The 21,106-nt window shown below is 38.7% G+C and carries 14 protein-coding genes and 1 pseudogene; 10 read left to right on the forward strand and 5 right to left on the reverse strand.

Going from position 1 to position 21,106, the window contains the following annotated elements; all coding sequences use genetic code 11:
* The first annotated feature begins 8 nt into the window (after positions 1-8).
* Positions 9-2,354: an nSTAND3 domain-containing NTPase gene (locus AC3WTP_RS18880; RefSeq protein WP_492396183.1), complete on the forward strand. Its 2,346-nt coding sequence runs from the start codon at positions 9-11 to the stop codon at positions 2,352-2,354.
* Positions 2,355-2,701: 347 nt separating this feature from the next.
* Here AC3WTP_RS18880 and AC3WTP_RS18885 read toward each other — a convergent pair whose 3' ends face one another.
* The 4 genes from AC3WTP_RS18885 to AC3WTP_RS18900 form a co-directional block, all read right to left on the reverse strand.
* Positions 2,702-5,071 carry an ATP-binding protein gene (locus AC3WTP_RS18885; protein ID WP_492396184.1) on the reverse strand — a complete coding sequence of 790 codons (2,370 nt, stop codon included), beginning with the start codon at positions 5,069-5,071 and terminating at the stop codon, positions 2,702-2,704.
* Positions 5,064-5,780, reverse strand: a complete 717-nt coding sequence (locus tag AC3WTP_RS18890) for an ABC-three component system middle component 1 (RefSeq protein ID WP_492396185.1) — start codon at positions 5,778-5,780, stop codon at positions 5,064-5,066. The genes AC3WTP_RS18885 and AC3WTP_RS18890 overlap by 8 nt, the downstream gene beginning before the upstream one ends.
* Entirely contained in the window at positions 5,777-7,195 is a 1,419-nt protein-coding gene (locus tag AC3WTP_RS18895) for an ABC-three component system protein (RefSeq protein ID WP_492396186.1), read from the reverse strand. Before AC3WTP_RS18895 ends, AC3WTP_RS18890 begins: the two co-directional genes overlap by 4 nt.
* A gap of 122 nt (positions 7,196-7,317) precedes the next feature.
* A complete protein-coding gene (locus tag AC3WTP_RS18900; protein WP_492396187.1) occupies positions 7,318-7,998 on the reverse strand; it encodes a hypothetical protein in 681 nt (226 codons plus the stop codon).
* Positions 7,999-8,059: 61 nt separating this feature from the next.
* On the opposite strand from AC3WTP_RS18900, the gene AC3WTP_RS18905 reads away from it, so the two are divergent.
* From AC3WTP_RS18905 to AC3WTP_RS18945, 9 genes and pseudogenes are all read left to right on the forward strand, one after another.
* Positions 8,060-8,368 carry a hypothetical protein gene (locus tag AC3WTP_RS18905; RefSeq protein WP_492396188.1) on the forward strand — a complete coding sequence of 103 codons (309 nt, stop codon included), beginning with the start codon at positions 8,060-8,062 and terminating at the stop codon, positions 8,366-8,368.
* A gap of 1,003 nt (positions 8,369-9,371) precedes the next feature.
* The gene (locus tag AC3WTP_RS18910; RefSeq protein WP_492396189.1) at positions 9,372-10,448 is read left to right on the forward strand and encodes a hypothetical protein; all 1,077 of its coding nucleotides are present in this window, start codon (positions 9,372-9,374) and stop codon (positions 10,446-10,448) included.
* A 360-nt stretch (positions 10,449-10,808) separates the two neighbouring features.
* Positions 10,809-10,991 (forward strand): annotated as a pseudogene (locus AC3WTP_RS18915) (GNAT family N-acetyltransferase); the annotation flags it as partial.
* A 166-nt stretch (positions 10,992-11,157) separates the two neighbouring features.
* Complete coding sequence (locus AC3WTP_RS18920) at positions 11,158-12,336, forward strand: multidrug effflux MFS transporter (RefSeq protein WP_492396190.1); 1,179 nt, start codon at positions 11,158-11,160, stop codon at positions 12,334-12,336.
* Positions 12,337-12,551: 215 nt separating this feature from the next.
* On the forward strand, positions 12,552-14,195 hold the full coding sequence (locus AC3WTP_RS18925; protein ID WP_492396191.1) for a LytS/YhcK type 5TM receptor domain-containing protein: 1,644 nt from the start codon (positions 12,552-12,554) through the stop codon (positions 14,193-14,195).
* Positions 14,192-14,938 carry a LytR/AlgR family response regulator transcription factor gene (locus AC3WTP_RS18930; protein ID WP_492396192.1) on the forward strand — a complete coding sequence of 249 codons (747 nt, stop codon included), beginning with the start codon at positions 14,192-14,194 and terminating at the stop codon, positions 14,936-14,938. The genes AC3WTP_RS18925 and AC3WTP_RS18930 overlap by 4 nt, the downstream gene beginning before the upstream one ends.
* 163 nt (positions 14,939-15,101) lie before the next feature.
* Positions 15,102-16,355, forward strand: a complete 1,254-nt coding sequence (locus AC3WTP_RS18935; RefSeq protein WP_492396193.1) for an L-lactate MFS transporter — start codon at positions 15,102-15,104, stop codon at positions 16,353-16,355.
* A 919-nt stretch (positions 16,356-17,274) separates the two neighbouring features.
* Positions 17,275-17,847: a dihydrofolate reductase family protein gene (locus AC3WTP_RS18940; protein ID WP_492396194.1), complete on the forward strand. Its 573-nt coding sequence runs from the start codon at positions 17,275-17,277 to the stop codon at positions 17,845-17,847.
* A 32-nt stretch (positions 17,848-17,879) separates the two neighbouring features.
* Complete coding sequence (locus AC3WTP_RS18945; RefSeq protein WP_492396195.1) at positions 17,880-18,653, forward strand: SDR family NAD(P)-dependent oxidoreductase; 774 nt, start codon at positions 17,880-17,882, stop codon at positions 18,651-18,653.
* Positions 18,654-18,722: 69 nt separating this feature from the next.
* On the opposite strand, the gene AC3WTP_RS18950 is transcribed toward AC3WTP_RS18945, so the two are convergent.
* Positions 18,723-20,882, reverse strand: a complete 2,160-nt coding sequence (locus tag AC3WTP_RS18950) for a DUF5054 domain-containing protein (RefSeq protein ID WP_492396196.1) — start codon at positions 20,880-20,882, stop codon at positions 18,723-18,725.
* Positions 20,883-21,106 lie beyond the last annotated feature (224 nt).

Consider the following 21,106-nt stretch of genomic DNA (forward strand, 5'->3'; position numbering starts at 1 on the left):
GTGATTGCATGTACGATTTCAAAACATTAGACGACAACGATTTTGAAAGATTGGCTAAAGATATTCTATCGAAGATGTACAATGTTCATATTGAACGATTCAAACCAGGGCGAGATGGCGGGGTGGATCTAAGACATAGTCATTTCACCGAAGATGAAACCATTATTCAATGTAAGCATTTTGCTAATTCACCCTATTCTAAACTAAAATCGGTTCTACGAAGGGAAGAAGCTCCTAAAGTAAAGAGACTAAACCCTAAAAGATACGTATTGGTCACATCCCTCCCCTTAAATGATACGCAAAAAACAGAAATCATAAATATCTTTGATCCTTATATTAAAAGTAAGGCTGATATCCTTGGATCTGAAGATCTCAACGACGAAATAAGCAAGTATGGAGAGCTCGAGGCGAGACATTATAAGCTTTGGCTGCATAATTTTTCACTTATTACAGAGTTGCTAAATCGAGAAATATACAACCAGACGGAGATGACACTAAGAAGAATTTCAAAACGGATTATATATTATGTAGAGCCTCCTAACTTTAATCGTATCTTGCAATCACTTGAAGATCAGCATTTTGTGATCATTACCGGCAATCCGGGCGTAGGTAAGTCGACAATAGCGGAGATTATGCTCTCCTACTATGTCAAGAAGGGCTCTATACCTTATGTTGTCAAAGATATCTCTCAAATATTGGAGCTATATATACCTGGTGAAAATCAAGTATTCCTATGTGATGACTTTCTAGGACAAACGAAATTAAGGTCGCATCATGACGATGACAGGTTGTTACAATTTATCAAAGATATAAGCGTTAATGATAACAAGACGCGGCTCATTCTAGTCTCGCGAGAAAATATAATTCAGTCAGCGAAGCGGGAATCAGATTACATGAAAAGTAAGTACTTTGAACTTTCGAAGCATTTAGTCAAAGTTGAAGACTTTAAATTAGAAGATAAGGCTAATATTCTCTATTCCTATCTAAGAAATTCAAATATTCCAAAGCCATTCATTAAGTTTATTGTCGAAAATAAGCGGTACATGGAGATCATCCAACATAGAAACTTCTTGCCAAGGATTATTGAAGAGATGATGGATGACGACATCATTAAGATACGTAAGCTAGATGATCCAGAGCAATTTTACAACGAATCTATTCAAACTTTAAACAATCCGTTTTCTATTTGGAATAATTTATACATAAATATCCCTCAACGCTCCAAGGATCTTCTGTTGATATTAGCCACTTTCGAAGGTGACTGCTCCTTAGAAGGACTTGAGCTTGCATTCTCTTCGTATCATTATTACAAATGCAGTCAGAACAATGAGCATATTGACGACAATTCTTTTCGCTCAGCCTTGGAAGATGTGGATAATTCTTTTATTCGTATAGAGGATTTTGGTGAAGAAGTAATTATTCGGTTTAACAATCCCAGTGTCAAAGACTTCATTGAATATGTAATTAACCAACAGCTTGATGGTAGAAATATCATGTTTCTAATTCATAGCATGATATATTTTGAGCAAGTAGATTATCTATTCGATTTTATTACTGCGTATAATAACCGAGCTTTCACTATCGAATATACTGAGGCTATTGTTAGAGTTTTAGATGATTATCGTTACGAACATTATGGTAATCATTCTTTTAAAGAGGAATACGGCGTTAAAGGCTTTATCCCAGAAACTGGTGAAGCTATATCCATACTCTTAGAATTACAAAGTGAGTACTTTGATCTAGATAAAGTCATTTTTACTTTATTTACGAGAGTAATCCAATTTATATCTGTAGAATCCAATTATTACAAAAATGATGAATTAATCGGGTTATTAAATAATCTAAGCGATTGTCTTGATGCATCTGTTTTTGGCGAACTAGAGGTTAAAAAAGTGCTGGATCGTATTTTTGTGGAAACTGGCAAAGAAGGACGAGATATACTTTTCTACTACTACTACGCATGCTATTGTTCATTCGCGCCTTTCAATCAAGTAGATGCGGAAAAAAAGAAAATTAAGAAAGAGTTTGTTAGGGATTATAAAGACCTATATCAGAATGAGGGTACAAAGACCACAGAGAGCGGTAGATGGGGAAATCATAAATTTAAGGAATGGCTGGATATTCTTGAGTACTTGGTAGAGTTCTATGAAGTGGATTTTGACGAGGACCTAGAAGGAATCAACGCGGCTCTTGATGAGGAAGAAGAGCGATATCGTGAATATTGGGGAAATCAGGACTACTATGACGATATTATTGATGATGAAAAGAAACGGACGAATTATACCGAACAAGAGATTCATAAAAGATTTTCCTCTTTGGTAACAGCAAATGATACAGACGAACCCCTTGACTAACGGGAGACGCTAGTTCAAAGCAGTAGGCAGATTAAAACCTCTCTTTAGAAGCAAATTAGATTTAATAGCTTCTATAGGGAGGTTTTATAATGATCTTAAATGAGTTGTGGTGGTTGTAAGAAGCTGAAAAACGATTTAAGGCTTCAGTCTTGAACGGTTGACTCCTCAATTTCTTTTTCCTTTTTGAATTCGCAGATGAACTTGCCTGTCTTCGTCTCAATAATTCGTAAGCAATATAGTTTAGGTTTAGGTTGTACATGATCTTGTTACATGACTTGCACAGCAGTATTAACAACAGCATCCCATTATCTTTTAGATAATTAGGGAACCATCATGATCCTGTTGTTTTATACCTTTAATTGTGTATGTTGTCTCATATTAAAATTAAGAGTATTTAGACCGTACTTACTAAATTTGTACTGCAAATATCGTGATACGTCATCTTCATGAGTGGAAATAATTATTTGTTTATGGTTGAAATCGTTCCTTAGAAGCTCAGTCAGGGATGCCATATTAATTTCATCCATGGATTGAACGGGATCATCAATAAGAATTACTCCTAAATCCTTATTTGCATAAACTTTGTTAAGCGCTAGTGTAAAGGAAATGACGAGTGCAGATAGCTGACCTGAGCTTAAATAATTTAGTGCATCGTGATCAGATGAATTATCAGATACAAAAACAATGCTTCCAGCATCTTCTTTTTCTTTAATAAATATCCCGAGACCTCTTTGATAGTTTTGCATTACCTTCCCGCTATAAATATAAAACGGAATTTCAATATCGATCATTATTTTTTTCCAATGCTTCTTAATCCCAGCATTATATATTTCAATAACTTTCTTAATTTCTTCAAGCTTTGAATAGAGTTTAGTGTGGTCTTCACGAAGTTTCTCAAGTTTGCTTAAGTCATCACTTTTTCTTTTTTCGTTTTGGTTGAAGAATAGGTAATCAATGTATTGTTTTTTTCGTTCTATTGCCTCCATTGTTATTTTATCTACATTAGCTTCTTGGCTTCCGAAAATTGCTTTATATACAGTCTCAAACTGACTGTACTTCTCATCAAATTCTGCATACCCTTCTTTAATAACCTTTGCTTTTCCACGCAGCTCTGCTACTAATAACTCCGTGGCGGATTCCATATTTTTAATCGGTTCGTTCATTTGCTTATTTATAAAAGGCGTTATGTTGATCTCACTTTGCATGCACCATTCTAAAAAAGCAGATATCTCTTTCCCACGTCGAAAACCTTGTTCTATTTGGGCATAGAAGTCCGCATTAATTACGTTATCTGCATTTGATAAATAATCTTCTATCCAATTAATAATAGGAGAAAGGTGCTTTTGGAAAACCTTTTCAATCTCATTTTGGTAGACTACTGTGGATTCGTCGTAAAGAGAACTGAAATGTTCCTTCTTAGTTTGAAATTCGGAAAGTAATCTATTATGATCTTGCCAATCATAACCGCAAAACGGACATTCTTTACCTTGAGTTTCTGTATGTTCATGGAACGTATTAGACTGTTGCAGTAGCTTATCTCTCGTGGTGTTTAATTCATTTACTATTCTTGATAACAATGAACGATTTGTTGATTGAGTTTTTATTATTTCAATTTTTTGTTTTACTGTTTCCACGTCAAACTCAGTATAGTTCCGCAGTTCATCGTAATTAATGCTGAGTATATTTTCTTGATAATTATTCAATTTAAACAGGTGGGATTTGAGCTTTTTCTCTTTCTCATGTAACACCTTGATTTCTTGATACTTTTCAAGGAAAAAAGCATTGCTAATTGTAGCACTTATCAAAGATCTATTGTCTAGGTACTTACCAAGCCGTTGATTGTATACAGCACTCTTATATTCATTAAAGTTAGTAACGAAGTCCTCGATCAGCAGCAATTCATTGATAAACTTATCACGCATTTCTCTATCCGAAATAGTGATGTCTTCTTTATCCCATATCATATCGGAGATACCATTTAGCAATGGCTCGTAATTCAAATCGTTGTCATTATTATTCAGTATCTCATTTACATTTTTGTATGATTCTAGACGTATTTCGATTTCAGTAATAGTCTTTTGTTTGTTTCTTTTCTCTTGATCAAGAAATCTAGCTAATCCTTCAAAATATTTCTTCTCATCTTCTTCAGACTTAGTATCGAATAATCGACTGATTTCTCCCATTCTTTCCTTGCCCGGTCTTTTTAAAAATGCTGTATTCTCCTCTTGCTGAATGTAATAAAACAAATTATATAATCGATCTATTTCGTTAATCTCAAAATGACTACTGATATCGCTTTGATCGCACATGGTTTGATTGGTTAATGGGGTTTCAATTGAATCAAGGAGATAAGTGTCAAATATCTCCCATTTTCCTGGTTGCTTTTCTAATCCAGTCAGCCTTTTATTGAAAGGAAGTGACTTTGCAATGGTGATTGTCGGAGCACCTTCACTAACAAATTCTACTTTTATTAAAACATTCTTTGTGGGATCATTGCTGAAAAGGACATCACTATATGCAAAACGAGCATCTTCAGGCTTTTTAATTCTTTCGATTTTTCCCGTTAATGCGAGTTCTATGGCATCAAAAATAGTAGTTTTACCAAAACCGTTAGGCCCATCTAATACAATTAATTGGCCACTACTCCATTTTAAATGGAGGTAATCAATCCCTTTAAAGTTTTCAATATAAACCTGATTGATCATATATTTAGTCATTTAATGTGACCCCCACGTATTCCATAAGGCGTTTTCGTAAAGTAACTTCATCTGTTACTTCTTGCGCTGTCCCAACTGCATCTTCAATCTTATTCAAACTAAGTAAGTCATTTCTCAATTGAAGTAATTCAGGGGTGAGTAAGGAATCAATTGTGACATTTAAGCTGGGAAGTTCTTCATTCCTTATTATTAAATTCAAAATCGGAAGTTTGATAAATAACTTGCTCACCAAGTTGTATTCAGACTCTTGATATGGGAACTTTTTGTGCGTTTGAAAAGCCTCTTCATTATTGAGAATCGCATGTAGATAAGTCATAACATGACTATCCTTGACACTTTTTAGGATCAACTCTTCCTGGCTCTCTGTGTAGGTAAGGACATATTTTTTAAAGAAATAAGGATCTTCTTCAATATCAAAGATTTGTTTATTTAAAGTGCTATCGTTATTAAGTGACCTCCGTTTCACACAGATCAACATTGACAAATTCTTATCCATTTGGGGTTCATAACCTTCATCGAGACCCTTAATTGCATCAAAAAGTTCATTCAATGAGCTGACAACAAGACCTTGAACATCTGCTTCGGTTAAAAATATAGAAAGATAATAATTTGATCTCGCTGTATCAGCAGCTAAAATAGTCGAATCATTCAAAAAGGGACGAACAGTATAATTGTTTTCAATGAATAATCTTTCAAGTAATTTTCTCACTGATTTAGTTCTCCTTTTGCATTATCGATGTCTATCATTCGAATCTTTTTTATTTTAGTTACCTTATCGTTTGGATTCCCATCATCTGTTTCAATAACTGTAAATTTCATTGCAGCCTCTTCCAAAGATTTTGCATTTATATTATCTGTAATCATTACTTCGATTTCATACAATTGATTACGGATAGCTGCATTACTTAAAATACTGCTTGCAATATTTGACTTAATACTATCGTCAGATCTATATCTGTTGCTTATTAATTTTAATGTAGTCGGTAAATAACTAGTATTTATAGATTGATTCTTTTTAATGTATCTATAATTTATTACATCTAGTTCACGTTTAATTTCATAGAAAGCATAAAGCAAAGTACCAATTCCATCTTCAGGAATGAGATTTCTAAAGGCGTCTTCATCTGCTTTTGGAATATACATATTCGGTGTGACAATCTGACAAAAAGTAAAGAAATCAGTATTACTTAAAGTACTTAAAGTTGAGACATATTCCTCTACTTTACGAATGTCGTCTTGTCTCTCCAAGGCTCCTTCATCTATTGTTTTTTGATGAAGATCAACGGAAACTGAGTCCCAAATACTGTGAAACATATTTCTTAGTCTTAAAATTACATATTCTTCTGAAGGCTTTTCCCAGTTGTTTTCAAGTACTTGATATATTTCTGTGAACCGTATGCGGTCAGGAACGAAATCAATTTCATTGTCGTCATCATTTTGTTCATCATAATGTCTTCGGGTTATATGCCTGTCCACTTCACCTAAAAGATAATGGTAAACTGCCTCGATTTGTGCAGCAGTACTTGGCTTACCTTGACGATTATAATAATTCTTAATTCTTTGTTTGATTTCGTCTTCGAGTTCTGGTAATGGACAATACCTTTTTGAGCTTAAGTAAGAATAACTTGAGAACTTTGAGAAAAGTTCTTCATAGGCATTTGCTGCCATTACCTGATCGTAATAATAACGCGGTGAATAAGTCTTTATTTTAGGACCTTTTGAAGGATTTTCAGGCGGCTTAGGTATCGGCGGAGCAGCAAGTTCCAATAATTTCGTCTTAATTGTTTCTTCTGTATCAAGGTCAGTTGCAGAATGGAGAAAACAATTTTCACACGATTTTAGCAACGTTTTTCCAAGTAAGTTCCATATAGCCTCTTTATATTCACTTATACTGTCTGCTTTGTACGATTTAACTTGATGGATAGAAACATATTTGCCATCGTTTAAAATACAGAAATCTTCATACCACTCTAATTCCAGCGAGTAATTGTCATATTCCTCATGACTAATTCGAATCATATAATCCAGTACAACATTCAGTGCTACTTTTCCTTGATATTGGTACCCAGACCAACTTGGAATAGCGCTATGGTAGGGGGTATATACAATTGTCTCGGCACTCATTTTAAACACCCTTTATATTGTAATAAGCCACAGTATCTATATTTCGACGATTTTCAAGGTTTTCCCTTCTTCATCTACAATTTTCAAGAGAAAAAAGCCTTCAGGTAATTAGCCTGAAGGCTTTACAAGTTGGGTTTACGACCTGTATGGTATTGAACACTTTCATGTAAATTTAATCGGCAGGATTGAATTACCTTACTCAATAAGCTTATTCCGCCCAAATAGCACAAACCTTCTGCCTCGTGAAGAAATATTCCAGAGGAAAAAAAGAATGTATCTTCATTGAAGTTGTGCGGGTGGACCCAAACAAATTCGTTTTCTGCTAATTGAATCTCAATCATTCCTTGTTGTATTAAGAATACTGGCACATCAATGGCTAGCGGATTAAATCTTACATGCTCTGCATAATTGAAGCCAAATTGGCTGGGTATAGTTATGTGAAGTAATCGATAGAAGATGGATTTTTGGTCATATGCATCATCTGAATTGATTACAGTTTTTATTAATATCTTAGAGAATTCCAGAAGCTCTCTTAGGATCATAAATCTTTGAGTATTCACGAGCATGTAAGGTTCTTCTCCCTTATCACAGAGAGGATTGGAGTAAGAATGATCCCATGCATTTTTTATAAATGAAGGTAACTGAAAGTGTTTCTCAACCTGTTTAATAAGTCTCCTCCATTTTAGAAGTAGATTAACATCGTATTTCACCTTGAGTAATTCAACTGCCTGATATGAGTAATCAATTAAGGTTGCAAGTATCGTTCTTTGGTAATACGTCAGCACACTAACCCCTTCTTTCATTGATACACCCCAATAATGACAAGCAATTTAAGTGTTAGTATCTTCCACTTATATAATGGGTATGGAGGGTCAGAAAGCTTTAGAAGTTGATGATCAAGATAAGTTTGATTTCCATGCAGCATTCCATGTTCAATATGGCAGGCACTTCAAACCACATCATATTGGTGATGTGATTTCGAGCGAATTCTATCAGCAAATTGTAAGAGCCTTGGGTGCACCACAATTGGCCGGTGTAAAGGTCGGCGACGTAAAGGGTCAGGCATTGCCTCTTATCGAGCAGCAACATGTTGAAATGCTGATCCTTGAAAAGATGGATTACATATTAACTTCTCGAAGCGTTAAACCCATTGAAGCGAGGATGATGTTGTAATCAAAATCGCTGTTGGTGTAGATACGGTTGCTGATACAGTTCCTCGCCGTTGCCCTCTTCCGGGTGCAGCTCGACGTTCCCTACTTGTAAAATTTTTACGTAACAAAAAGCTAAAACGAGCAACATGCGTTCCTATATCACGTGCTAAAGGTGCTTGTCCTTCAAAAGCTCTATCCACAGGACTCTACATATAGGCGAAGGCTGGCGTCCGTATAAAGATCAGCTGGATAAGAACTAAGGTAAGCCTGAAACATATAATCCAGAATTGACTCCACAATCTCGATTGAAGAAATTGAGGGGCGATACGACTTTATTTTGATTACATATAGTAGGGATTAAAAAAGCAGTTTACATATACTTTTTGAGAGTCAGGTGAAGGTGGTACGGCAAACACACCATCTGAAAAATCATCTTAAAATCTACTTAGTTCCTCAATCAGAAGTTTCTCTTTAAGCTTAGTGACCGTCATTTCAGGCGACATATGTAACGTAAATTGAGATTTTTCGTGTCTATTTACGGCTTTCACATCAAACTTTAGTTATTTAACGTGATGAAGGATAAGAGTTGAAAAGTGGTGGGGAGCTTTATGGGAGTAAGCGGGAGCGGGGAGTGGTGAACTTATTTGCATGGGGACATCTAATGAGCATAATTTCGACATTTCGTTACATAAAGTTATATTAATTGAATCGTGAGTACCATTTACTTTGAATGTCATTAAATGTAATATTCATCTTGTCTTGACCAACACGATACGATCTTACTAAAAAATAGTTGTACATCACTAGGAGGACGAAGAGACTACATTAAGACTATTATTAGCTCTACCGGTAGAGATGAAAGTTACAAGATATATTAAACTAAGCTCATATTGTATAAGCGTTTACATAAAAAAATAGATTCAACTAAATACAAACTAATGATATGAAGTCTGATAAAAGATCAGAGTAATTAGTTTGCTCCCTTAAAGCACTTCATAACTAAAGTTTCAACGGAGGGATGCTAGATGATTAAAAAATTTCTTTTAATGTGTATGACTGTAACTACTATTGTCTTTAGTTTATCTCCTCAAGGGATATATGCAGAAAGCCAAAAAAATAGCACACTTGATACATCAGCTCCTTTTACGGTTCGCAACATATCTCAAGATAAAGTCATAGTTCTACAAAATGATAATGCATACCTCCTATCTTCTACTAACACAATTCAACTCAACAACTCAAAGGAATATGTAACCGATGTTGATATTATTCAGCATCCACAGAAAATTGTATTACTCGTTACAACACCTAAAAACATAATTCTTAAAAAGGTATTTAACTGGGAAGGTATGCAACTTTCAACTCAAACTTTTCCAATTAAAAAACAGATCCAAACAAAATGGATCTCACCAAATCAAGGACTTAAAGAAGCTGTAGTTACTCAAGATCAAAGCACTAATACTATCCATTACTATTCAACAAGTTGGTCGAAGCCTGACTACACATTTGATACCAGATTATCAGCAGGAGATTTGGAAGGATATAAGTTAGTGGATTGGGATATTCAAGCTTTTCCTTATCTAGTTCTAAAGTATAGAAAAGATAATATAATGGACGAAAATTATCTGTTTCGTGTTGTTGATATAAAGACGAAGCAATATTATACACGTAAAGATTGGAACACCAACTTTGAATATTATATTTCTCAGTCTGGAAAGCTATCTGTTTATAACTCCTACACTTATTCAAACCATCCAGCTCATGTTATACGTCCTGAACCAGGAAAGGAAGAACGCTATTATACCCAAATTAATCTTAAGGATGGGAAACAATCTGCAGTATTAAACAATACTTTCTCTTATAGTGAAAAAGATGAATCTGGCTGGAAAAGCAATGTAGTCGGAGATTTGTTTATAATTAAAGACATTTTAGCGGAAACTTACTCTCTATATCAGTTAGATGGGAAATTATTGATTTCAGATCAGAGGTGGAATTGGCCTGAAAACTCTGTTATTAGTTCATACAATCCAAATGAAGGTATTATATCTGTAGTATCGCCGTCATCTGGAAAATTAAAGATTCTTCAGTATAATCTAAAATAATATACTTGCTATATGTAGCTGTAGATGTAGCGCTTTCTGGGGCAAGGGGAAGTAACAAGTGAGATTTTAGAACTAACTTTAATGTAACTACAAGGTACGGACTTTAATGTCATTGTGCGATTATTGCGCTTTTCTCAGGCACCAACAATAATGTCACTGAACATTTGCCTCGATTTTTTGTGATTTCTCGTGTATTTTTCGGCTTTTACATCAAACTTTTAGCTATTTAACGTGATGAAGGATAAGAGTTGAAAAGCGATGGGAAGCCTTGTGGGAGTAAGCGGGAGCGGGATTTAGGGTGAGATGGGGTTGAGTGGCAAACTTATTTGGATGGGGAAAATTGGACGCTTACTTATGTAAAAAGCAGAAGAAAGAGCAAAACAAGAAAGCAGATCTTTTATAGTACTAGATACTAGGGAAGGAGATCCGTCCAATAGATTGTACAAATCATTGAGCTACCAAGAATCCGGCAAAATACCGGGGTATGCAATTTTTCCGAATGGTGAATTAGATGGAACGGTTATTTATCATAAATTTATTTAGCTTTTTATTGGATACTTACTAAAAAAATAGTATAATTTTCTACGCATGTTTATAGAAAGGAAGTGAATTCATGAGTGATTTAGAAAGAATTAAACTCGTGAAGCCACCATTTCCCAAGCTACGATGTTTTTCTTTCAAACCTATAATCATCTAGGAGAGGATTATTTTGAAGAAGAACATCGGAAACAAAACACCTAGCTTATTATTACTGATTGTATTAGTAGGCTTCCCACAAATTAGTGAAACCATTTTTAGCCCATCATTACCTTCTATCGCAGAAGCGTTTGAAACTTCTATGAGTGATGCACAGCTTACGATGAGTGTGTACTTTATCGCTTTTGCCTTCGGGGTATTTTTCTTTGGGCGTTTATCCGATAAAATCGGTCGTCGCAAGGCAATGCTTTATGGGCTGTTTTTATATTTTGTTGGTAACGTACTTTGTTTAGTAGCAAATGAGATGGCGGTTTTATTAGTCGCGCGTTTTGTTCAAGCGTTTGGTGCAAGTGTTGGCTCTGTCGTAACACAAACGATTTTACGCGAAAGCTTTTCTGGCGTTAAGCGTCATAAACTATTTGCTCAAATTTCAGCTGCCCTGGCCTTTACACCTGCCATTGGCCCGTTAATCGGTGGCTTTGCCGATTATTATTTTGGCTTTAAAGTCGTATTTTTGGTATTAATCGCTATGAGCGTAATTGTATTTGGCTATGCATTTTTACGCTTACCTGAAACAGCGCCTGCTACAATCGAATTGATGCCTCTATTACCAATAGTAAAGCGCATGATCACAAATGCGCGTCTATGGTGCTACGGCGTATTAATTGGCGGTATTAACGGTGTGTTATTTAGCTATTATACCGAAGCACCGTTTATTTTTACGCAATACTTTACACTAACAAGTGCGATGTATGGTTTTATAGGCATTATCGTTGCGCTCGCTTCTATCGCAGGTGCGATGCTATCTAAACGTCTCGTTAGCCACACAAAACCTGAGAAGATTATCGTACGCGGGTTAGCCATTATGCTCATTGGTACATTGCTCGCTACATCGGTACATTTTTTACCGATTTCATTACAAATGGCAACCATGATGGTTAGTGTATTCATTATTTTATTTGGTACAGGTACCGCTTTACCAAACTGTTTAAGCTTAGCGCTCATTGACTTTCAAGATGTCATTGGTTCTGCGGGTGCGATATTTAGCTTAGGTTATTATTTACTCGTCAGCGCTATAACCTATGGTATGAGCGTTTTCCATAACGGAACAGTCCTTGCGATGCCGCTATATTTTTTAGCACTAGGGATTGTTATGCTTTTAATAAGCTTACCCTTACTTTATAAAGAATGATCGAGTTTAAAATTCTGAATAAGACAGACTGTTCAACTTTTTGGCGAAAATGAAGATGATATTGGGTCGACCTAATAAGATTTAGGTCGGCCCAATTGTATTTAGTTGATCATTTTGCATGGATTTGGAACGTGAAAACAGCGCAAACTTTGATAAAATAAACAAACAGCAGCTTGTGATAACGGGAGGTAGTTTCCATAGACGAAGATTTTAACATGCTGCTTCAGCTCTTTGAGCGGGCAGCATTATTGCTAATTATTTTGTTTTTATTAACTCGTATTCCGAGCTTTAGGCAGATTCTGCAAAAAGAATCGCTGACAACGAAGGAGTTCGCCGTCGTTACGATTCTGTTCTGTACCTTTGCACTATTCGGTACCTATTCAGGCATCGATGTGGAAGGCTCGCTCGTCAACGTACGGATTATCGTGATTATGGCAGGAGGCATCTTATTCGGGCCTTGGGTCGGTCTTGTCGTGGGCGTGGTGTCCGGTATCCATCGTTATTTGATCGATATCGGCGGGGTGACCTCTTTTCCATGTCTCATCACGAGTATTACTGCGGGGCTGGTAGCTGGCTATATTCATCTTCGAACACCGAAAGAGAAACGTTGGTTTATCGGGATTTTTGCCGGGATGGCCTGCGAGGCATTAACGATGCTGTTGATCATATTCATGGCGCAGCCTACATCATTAGGTATCGAGATTGTATCAAAAATTGCAAAACCGATGATTCTAGGGCAATTGAATGTGGGATTGATCATTTTGTTAATTCAGAATGTGGAGAGTGAGCGGGAAGGAATCGCTGCGCAGCAAGCGAAGTTAGCTTTGGACATTGCGAATAAGACATTACCCTATTTTCGCTCCATCAATACGGAATCCTTGCACAAGATCTGTTCCATTATTAAAGAAGATATTCAAGCCGATGCGGTGGCGATTACGGATGCCTCGAATGTGCTCGCTTACGTCGGTTATGGGGAAGACCGCTATCAATTCCGGCATGAGATCATAAGTGATATGACCAAAGAGACGATACGAAGCGGGGAGTTCATGATAAGCAACCATGCATTGGACGATGCGATGCCCGGCATTCAATCCTTACTCATTATTCCGCTGAAAGAGCGAGAAGAAGTTACGGGGACCTTGAAGATTTATTATCGGAAAGCGCATAAAATTACCTATCCGCTGCAGACTATGGCCGTCGGTTTATCCCAGATCATCTCGACATTAATGGAAGTTTCCCGTGTGGAAGAGATTAAGGAGATGGCGAATAAAGCTGAGCTCAAAGCGCTGCAGACAACCATTCAGCCTCATTTTTTGTTCAATGCGTTGAACGCGATTGGGTCCTCAATCCGGAATAGACCGGATCAAGCGAGGGAGCTGATCGTCAATTTATCGGGATATTTACGTTATAATTTGGAGCTAACGGATGAATTGATCGATATCCATAAGGAGCTGGAGCAGGTTCGGAATTACGTAGAAATTGAAAAAGCGCGCTTTGGAAATCGGTTACATGTTGTTTATGATGTGGATGAAGTCGCCGTGAAGATTCCCAGTCTCATCATTCAACCGTTAGTGGAGAATGCGATTGTCCACGGTATATTGAAGGGGAAAGGACCCGGAACGGTCACCATCTATGTCAAAGATACAGAAGATTACATTCGGATTGGTGTGCAGGATACTGGCGTGGGTATCCGTGAAGATTTCATTGAACAAGTGATGGAGGAGCGAGTTCCACCGAACCATATTGGTCTTTTCAATGTGCATAAGCGTGTGAAGCTCATTTTCGGGCATGGCGTTACGATGGAGCGACTAGATCAAGGAACGAACATCTTTTTTGACATACAGAAGGAGACACGATGAGAGCGATAATTGTGGAAGATGAAGTATTGGCCAGTGAAGAGCTGGAGTATCTGATTACCAAACATAGCCGCATTGAAATCGTGGAGCGATTCGAGGATGGCCTTGATGTGCTTAAATTTCTGCAGGAGAAGGAAATCGATGCGATATTTCTCGATATCAACATTCCATCTCTGGACGGGATGCTGCTGGCGACTAATATCAGTAAGTTCGCGCATAAACCGTATGTTATTTTTACAACAGCTTATAAGGAACATGCTGCCCAAGCATTTGAACTGGAAGCTTTTGATTATATCTTGAAGCCCTATGACGAGAGCCGGATTGGCGCGATGTTACGTAAGCTGGAGACCGCCTTCGAACGAGATCTGCAGCAAGGAGGAAGTCCAAATTCTGAGGACAGCAGGCAAGGATCTAAGGAGAAACGCATTAATTTGCTGAAAAATGACAAATATATCGTAACGGATAGCGATGATATCTATTATGCGGAAGCACAAGAGAAGGTGACGAACGTATTCACGAAGAGCGGTATCTATACGATGCCGATGAGTATTTCGGACTTTCATGCCATGCTGCCTCAAGATCGATTCTATCGTTGTCATCGTTCCTATACCGTCAATTTGTCTCAAATCCATGAAATCGTTCCATGGTTCAACAATACCTACCTGCTGCGTCTACGTGATATGGATGCCAAAGTGCCCGTCAGTCGAAGTAAAGTCAAAGAATTTAGGCAGTTGATGCGTATATAAATGCAGTTCATTCCGTAATCCCGTCATTTCATGTCGCTCTTGGCTCAAGAAAGCGTTTTATCTTGTAAGATAAGGGTGTGAAAGCGAGGCGCAAGAAGCCTTCACTTCCCTACAGATAACGCACACATCTTGATCATAGCAGAATGGAAAGAGGGGATCTATCATGAGAACGCATCAAGCACCCCAATCGAAGGTAAATCGATGGATGATTGTCCTTGGAACAATCATTGTACAAATGGGATTAGGTACAATATACACGTGGAGTTTATTTAATCAGCCATTAGCTGACAAATTTGGATGGGAGCTTAGCTCCGTATCGATTACGTTTTCCATCACCAGTTTTGCACTGGCTTTTGCAACACTGTTCGCCGGTAAAATTCAGGATCGTATCGGAATTCGGCGTATGACGATGATTGCAGGTGCTGTTCTCGGTGCAGGGCTAATCGCTAGCTCACAGGTTTCATCGTTGTGGATGTTGTACTTACTTGCTGGTGTGGTTGTTGGTTTTGCGGATGGTACAGCCTATATCACATCGCTATCGAATTTAATTAAATGGTTTCCTGAACGTAAAGGTTTAGTATCGGGGATCTCGGTGGGAGCTTTTGGGGCAGGCAGCTTGGTTTTCAAATATATCAATGCGCATTTCATCAATACGATGGGAGTCTCCCAAGCTTTCCTGATCTGGGGATTGATCGTGATGGTGATGGTGATTGCCGGTTCGTTCATAATCAAAGAAGCCGTAATAACTGAAACACCTGCGAAAGCAAATACCCAATCGAACAGTCAACGGAACTATACAGTCAAAGAAATGCTGCGTACGAAAGAAGCGTATATGCTCTTCATTATTCTATTCACAGCTTGTATGAGTGGATTGTATATGATTGGTATCGTCAAAGACATCGGTGTGCAGCTTGCCGGTCTTGATATCAGCACAGCAGCGAATGCTGTAGCTATGGTGGCGATATTCAATACTTCCGGTCGGCTCGTTCTCGGTCCATTGTCTGATAAAGTAGGACGTATGAAAGTTGTAGCTGGCGCGCTTCTCGCAACGGCAGTGTCCGTCCTGACTTTAAGCTTCATACCTTTGACCACGGGCATCTTCTTCACATGTGTCGCAACGATCGCATTCTGTTTTGGCGGTAATATCACAGTCTTCCCAGCGATTGTGGCTGACTATTTCGGCTTGAAGAACCAAAGCAAGAACTACGGGATCATTTATCAAGGATTCGGCTTAGGTGCCTTGGCTGGCTCGTTCCTTAGTGTGTTGTTCGGTGGTTTCCAAATTACCTTTTCAGTCATCGCGATCTTGTGTGTGCTCTCCTTCTTGATGGCGATCTTTATCTCAGTACCTAGCCAACGTAATGAGTCAAGCAAGGACCAAGAAGTTGTGTTAGAACCGCAATACAATGCGGGATAATTAGTGGATAATAAAGTATGTAATGAGAATGAAAATGAGCTCAGCTAACTAAGCTGAGCTCTTTAATTTCCAAATTATTATCAAATACATATCATTCAATTGTGCAGGTTTATAGATTGGCGGGATAAGGCCATGCGATTTCTGTTGAATATACATGTACAATGAAGTTTATTGTACATCGTATTCTGAGAATAATTCATATATAGAAGTATACCAGTTATTTCGCTCTGGTCTCTCCAACTCTACAGTGCCTCGGCTCTGTAACACGGTTTTGCCCTGTTATCTCATCTAAACTGCGAGTTTCGCCCGCTGTAACAGGGAAAAAGCATGTTAAATAGAAGTAAATGATTTGTAGTACAAAACCATTCCAGCTCTATATAATGAAAACAACTGAAACGTAAGTGAATGGCGAAGAAGCTATGCCGCTTTAGACCTAGTTAATAAAATGAGTAACCAAAACAAATAATTACTATAAGTCAAAAAGTCAACAAAAGAAATCCATATTGGATATATGGTTATTTTCTGTGATATAAGAATCAATATAGTTGTAACTCCCAAAAGTAAAATTATTCTTTTAAATAACTACCACTTGAAACAAGCCATTGAAGATCGATAAGTTTATTTTTATGTCGCTTTACAATAATATTGTAAATAACTAAATGAACAATTAGGTGTGTTATGAAAATTAGAAAAGGAAAAAAATGATCCCTAAAGCTACACCCAAACCATTGGCTTGATTGGGACTAATATAGCTCTCATTATTGTGTTCATCTTTACCTCCTTAATAAAAACTAATGCTACAGTAATATGACATATCGTAGCTTCAAGGTAATATTTATTAGTTCTGGATGTAAATATTAACAGAGCAAGAAACAATCACGCCGTTAATGAAAATGTTCCGTTAAAGGGAGGAAGAATGATGTCCAATAACGTAAGAGCAAGAAGAGTCATTTTAGATTTAGCAGTTACTTTAGATGGTTTTATTGAAGGGAAAAATGGGGAAGTTGATTGGTGCATCATGGACTCTGAGATGGGGTTTATTCATTTCTTAAATCAAATTGATACTATCTTATATGGAAGGAAAAGCTATGATTTATGGGGACAATTTACTCCAGAAGTTGAAGATATCGATGCTGAAAAAGAAATGTGGGAATTAGTTCACAGCAAAGAAAAATATGTGTTTTCCAGAACGCAAAAAGGAACGGATAATAAAGCAATATTCATAAATGACAATCTTATTGAAGAAGTAAATAAATTAAAGAATAAGCCTGGTAAAGACATCTGGTTATATGGCGGAGCAAGTCTTATAACAACTTTTATCGATTTAGGGCTTGTTGATGAATTTAGATTATCTGTTCACCCTGTTATTTTGGGAGAAGGAAAACCGTTGTTTATGGATATTAAACAGAGGTTGAATTTGAAAATAGTTAGTACAAGAACGTTCTCCTCTGGCGTTGTGCAGCTAATCTATCATTTGAATGGGAATTCATAATATCGTTCTAATTTAGCCAGGAGGTTACAGCTATGGACTTAAAGTTATCTGGAAAAAAAGCACTTATTGTAGGAGGAAGCCGTGGCATTGGTAAAGCGATTGCCCGCCAAATGGCTCTGGAAGGTGTAGACTGTACGATTTGTTCAAGAAACGAATCCTCGCTAAAAATCGCTGCAGAGGAATTGGATCAGGAAACAAAAAGAAATATCTATCCGATTGTGGCAGATACCACGAATCCTGATTCTATCCTAAAACTAGTTGAAAATTCAGCTGCGGTGATGGGGAGTATTGATATTCTTATCAACAGCGGGGCTCGCGTTGGCGGTCAAGTGCCAGAGGATTTTAACAGCATTAATGAAGAACTTATTCTGAAAGATTTTGAAGAAAAGTATTTGGGCTATTTTCGCAGTATCCGTGCTGTAGCACCTTATATGATAAAAAATAATTGGGGACGTATCATTAATATAAGCGGTTTGGCTGCCAGAATAGGTGGCAATTATTTTAGCTCTGGACCGCGGAATGCATCTGTTGTCCATTTAACAAAATCCACATCCATGGAATTAGGGAAGCACGGAATTACCGTCAATGCGGTTTATCCAGGGATTGTAAGTACGGAAGCATTTAGAGAACAAGTTACGGATGAGGATGCTTTACGCCAGTTCGCGGGAATGAATGCGCTCGGTCGCTTGATTACAGCGGAGGAAATTGCTAATGTGGTTACCTTCCTAGCTTCACCTTTGTCGGGATCGATTACCGGCGATGTCATTTCGGTAACTGGCGGCATTGGAAATACCGTTTATTACTAAAAGTTAGGCGACTGCTCCCCAATTGAATTTAGGGAAGCAATCGCCGCTTAATAAATCTTTTATAGTTTTCTACTTCACGAATGATTGAAATGCCAATTGAAAACGGAACTTCATATCGTCTTCAAACCACATTCTGAAATTAGTTCCCCACACATTATTGTGCAAGTTAAAGTGGAAACCGCCGTCTAGAGGAGCAAACGTATTATCGAACTGAAGCAGCCGTCTTGCTCCTGGGCACACGATCGGCGCATCCAACGTTCGGATCACGCAGCTTCCGTCCGCGCCTTCGTAATACAGTCCGGTGTCTACCGCATGCATGTTGCGATTTCCGTCCTTCACAACGGTTGATGGATAAACGTTATATCCGAGCTTATCCATCTTCCACATATTCGGGTTATCCACGAGCGGCGCAAAGGAGAGCCAACTTGCTTCCGGCAATCTACAAGCCGATTTACCGATCCAGTGGAGTTCAACATCGATGTGAGGTGTCTGCTTGTGAAATGCATAGCTAACGATCAGCTTGCGAGGCGCGCCGTACTGCTCGCAGGCGACCGAATCCATGGCCAGCTCGATACGGACCACATCGCGATCTGCTTGCCTCTTGAGTTGTATCGTCCTTGGGGCTCCCTGATAACTTGCATGTTCGGGCCGCGGTTCCGCATATTCCATGCCTGGTTTGCCAAAATCGGGTTCTGCCCAGCTATGATGCAGTCTAAGATCTCTAGAATATTCTCTATAAAACCGATCGTAATTTTCTTGGCCGAACGTCTCGTAACGGTAGGCTCCTATTGGGTGAGTATCGTTCGCCCACACTTTTCCGTTCCGGTCAACCAACTGAATGATCGATCCATCCGGCGCGAAGGCCGCGCGAAAGCAACCTAGTTCATAGCGAGCATTCCATTCAAGCTGCTCCGAGATGGAATCCGAAGCAGCGCTGCTCTTCGGCGCCATTTGCTCGAATGCGGCCAGTGCTTCGCTAACCAGTTCTTGAGGCAATGCGGATAAAGCCTGGTCGATATATTCGCGCTGTTCTTGCCAAGAACTTTCGAAAAAGCGAAACGTTCGCTCTGGCTTTGCCATTTGCAGCAGTAAAGCAAACTTATGCGCAGTGGCTTCTTGGACGGCATCGCCTGCTCTGGCAGCGGCGAAATCAGACGCAGCGTAGGCGCTGTAATCGCCTAGATAAACTTTCTCGTCCAGCCCCCACGTATGCTCAGGTATGAGCATCAATCGGTTGCAAAATAAGGCGTACGCTTCACTATTCGGATCTAAGGCACCAGTAGAGACCCATTTGTCCCTTAAACGCAGCAGTTCCCGATAACGCGCTACTTTCCATGGGTCGGAAGCTACCCCGTGAATCCACGAATCACCGATTTCCTCGCGGATCACCGGTAGGTGCTCTTTCAGTGGGAGCAGCTTCTCCGCAAACGCATCCAAGCTGGAAGCTATGATTTCTGCGCCTGGATATTTCCGCTGCAATTGATCATACAATTCACGAACAGCTTCGATGCTGGAAGGGCCATGATTATCACCGGTATGGGCAAAATAAAGCGCATCTTCCAATCCGTCGACTTCAAGGGGCTTGCCATAATCCGCCGCATAATTGACGATGACTTCAGAGCCGTCAGCGGCGCGCCATACAAAAACATCAGGGACATGAGGCTTTTTGGAAGCAGGATTAACGCCTAAATGCAAATATTGAATGCCGTGTTTGGCCAAGATTGGGACGATACCGATGGTATGCCCTGGAACGTCCGTCATTTTTGCTGCGATCGTTGTTTTACCAAACCGGCGATCAAGATCTTTGGAGAGGGACAACGCAAATGAAAATAGCTCCGCGTCCATTAATTCGGTATGCGTTGTAAACGGCAGTCCATGCCAAGCGATTCGGCCTTGGCGTATCGCTTCCTCCATACGGTTACGGGCATCCACCGGCGCCGTGCGCAAATATTCGTGGATTAACCACGAACCGGTCGTCCATACGAATTTCGCATTTCCTTCTTCAACGGCCAATCGCTCGGACAAATCCAATGCTTGCGGAATGTACAGATTCATGTACCGCTCGATAACATGCTTTGCTAAATCGGTAAAGCCAATGTCCAGGTGGGTTTTGAATATAACATGTACTCTTTTGTAGGCTGCCACGATTTTATTTCCCTCTCCTCGCGTAATATTCACGACCAATTGTTGGATGTACGTCTGCAATGGATAATTCTGTGGTTTATTCATATAGATTAGCCCATCAAAGAAAGAATTCCAATGTCCTACGTTGCTGAACAGCGTTACGGTTGAATATTCTCCAAGTAAGTCTTTTTTCCTTTGAAGAAATGTTGAAAATTAAATCGAATGGTCGATTGCGATCTTCTTGGCCATCATGATATAAGACCATACGCCAAGCAATTGGGAAGTCGTTTTCAACATATATATAAGATCCATAACCCCAATATCCTTGA

This window comes from Paenibacillus sp. EB106-04-04-XG159, assembly GCF_058791835.1.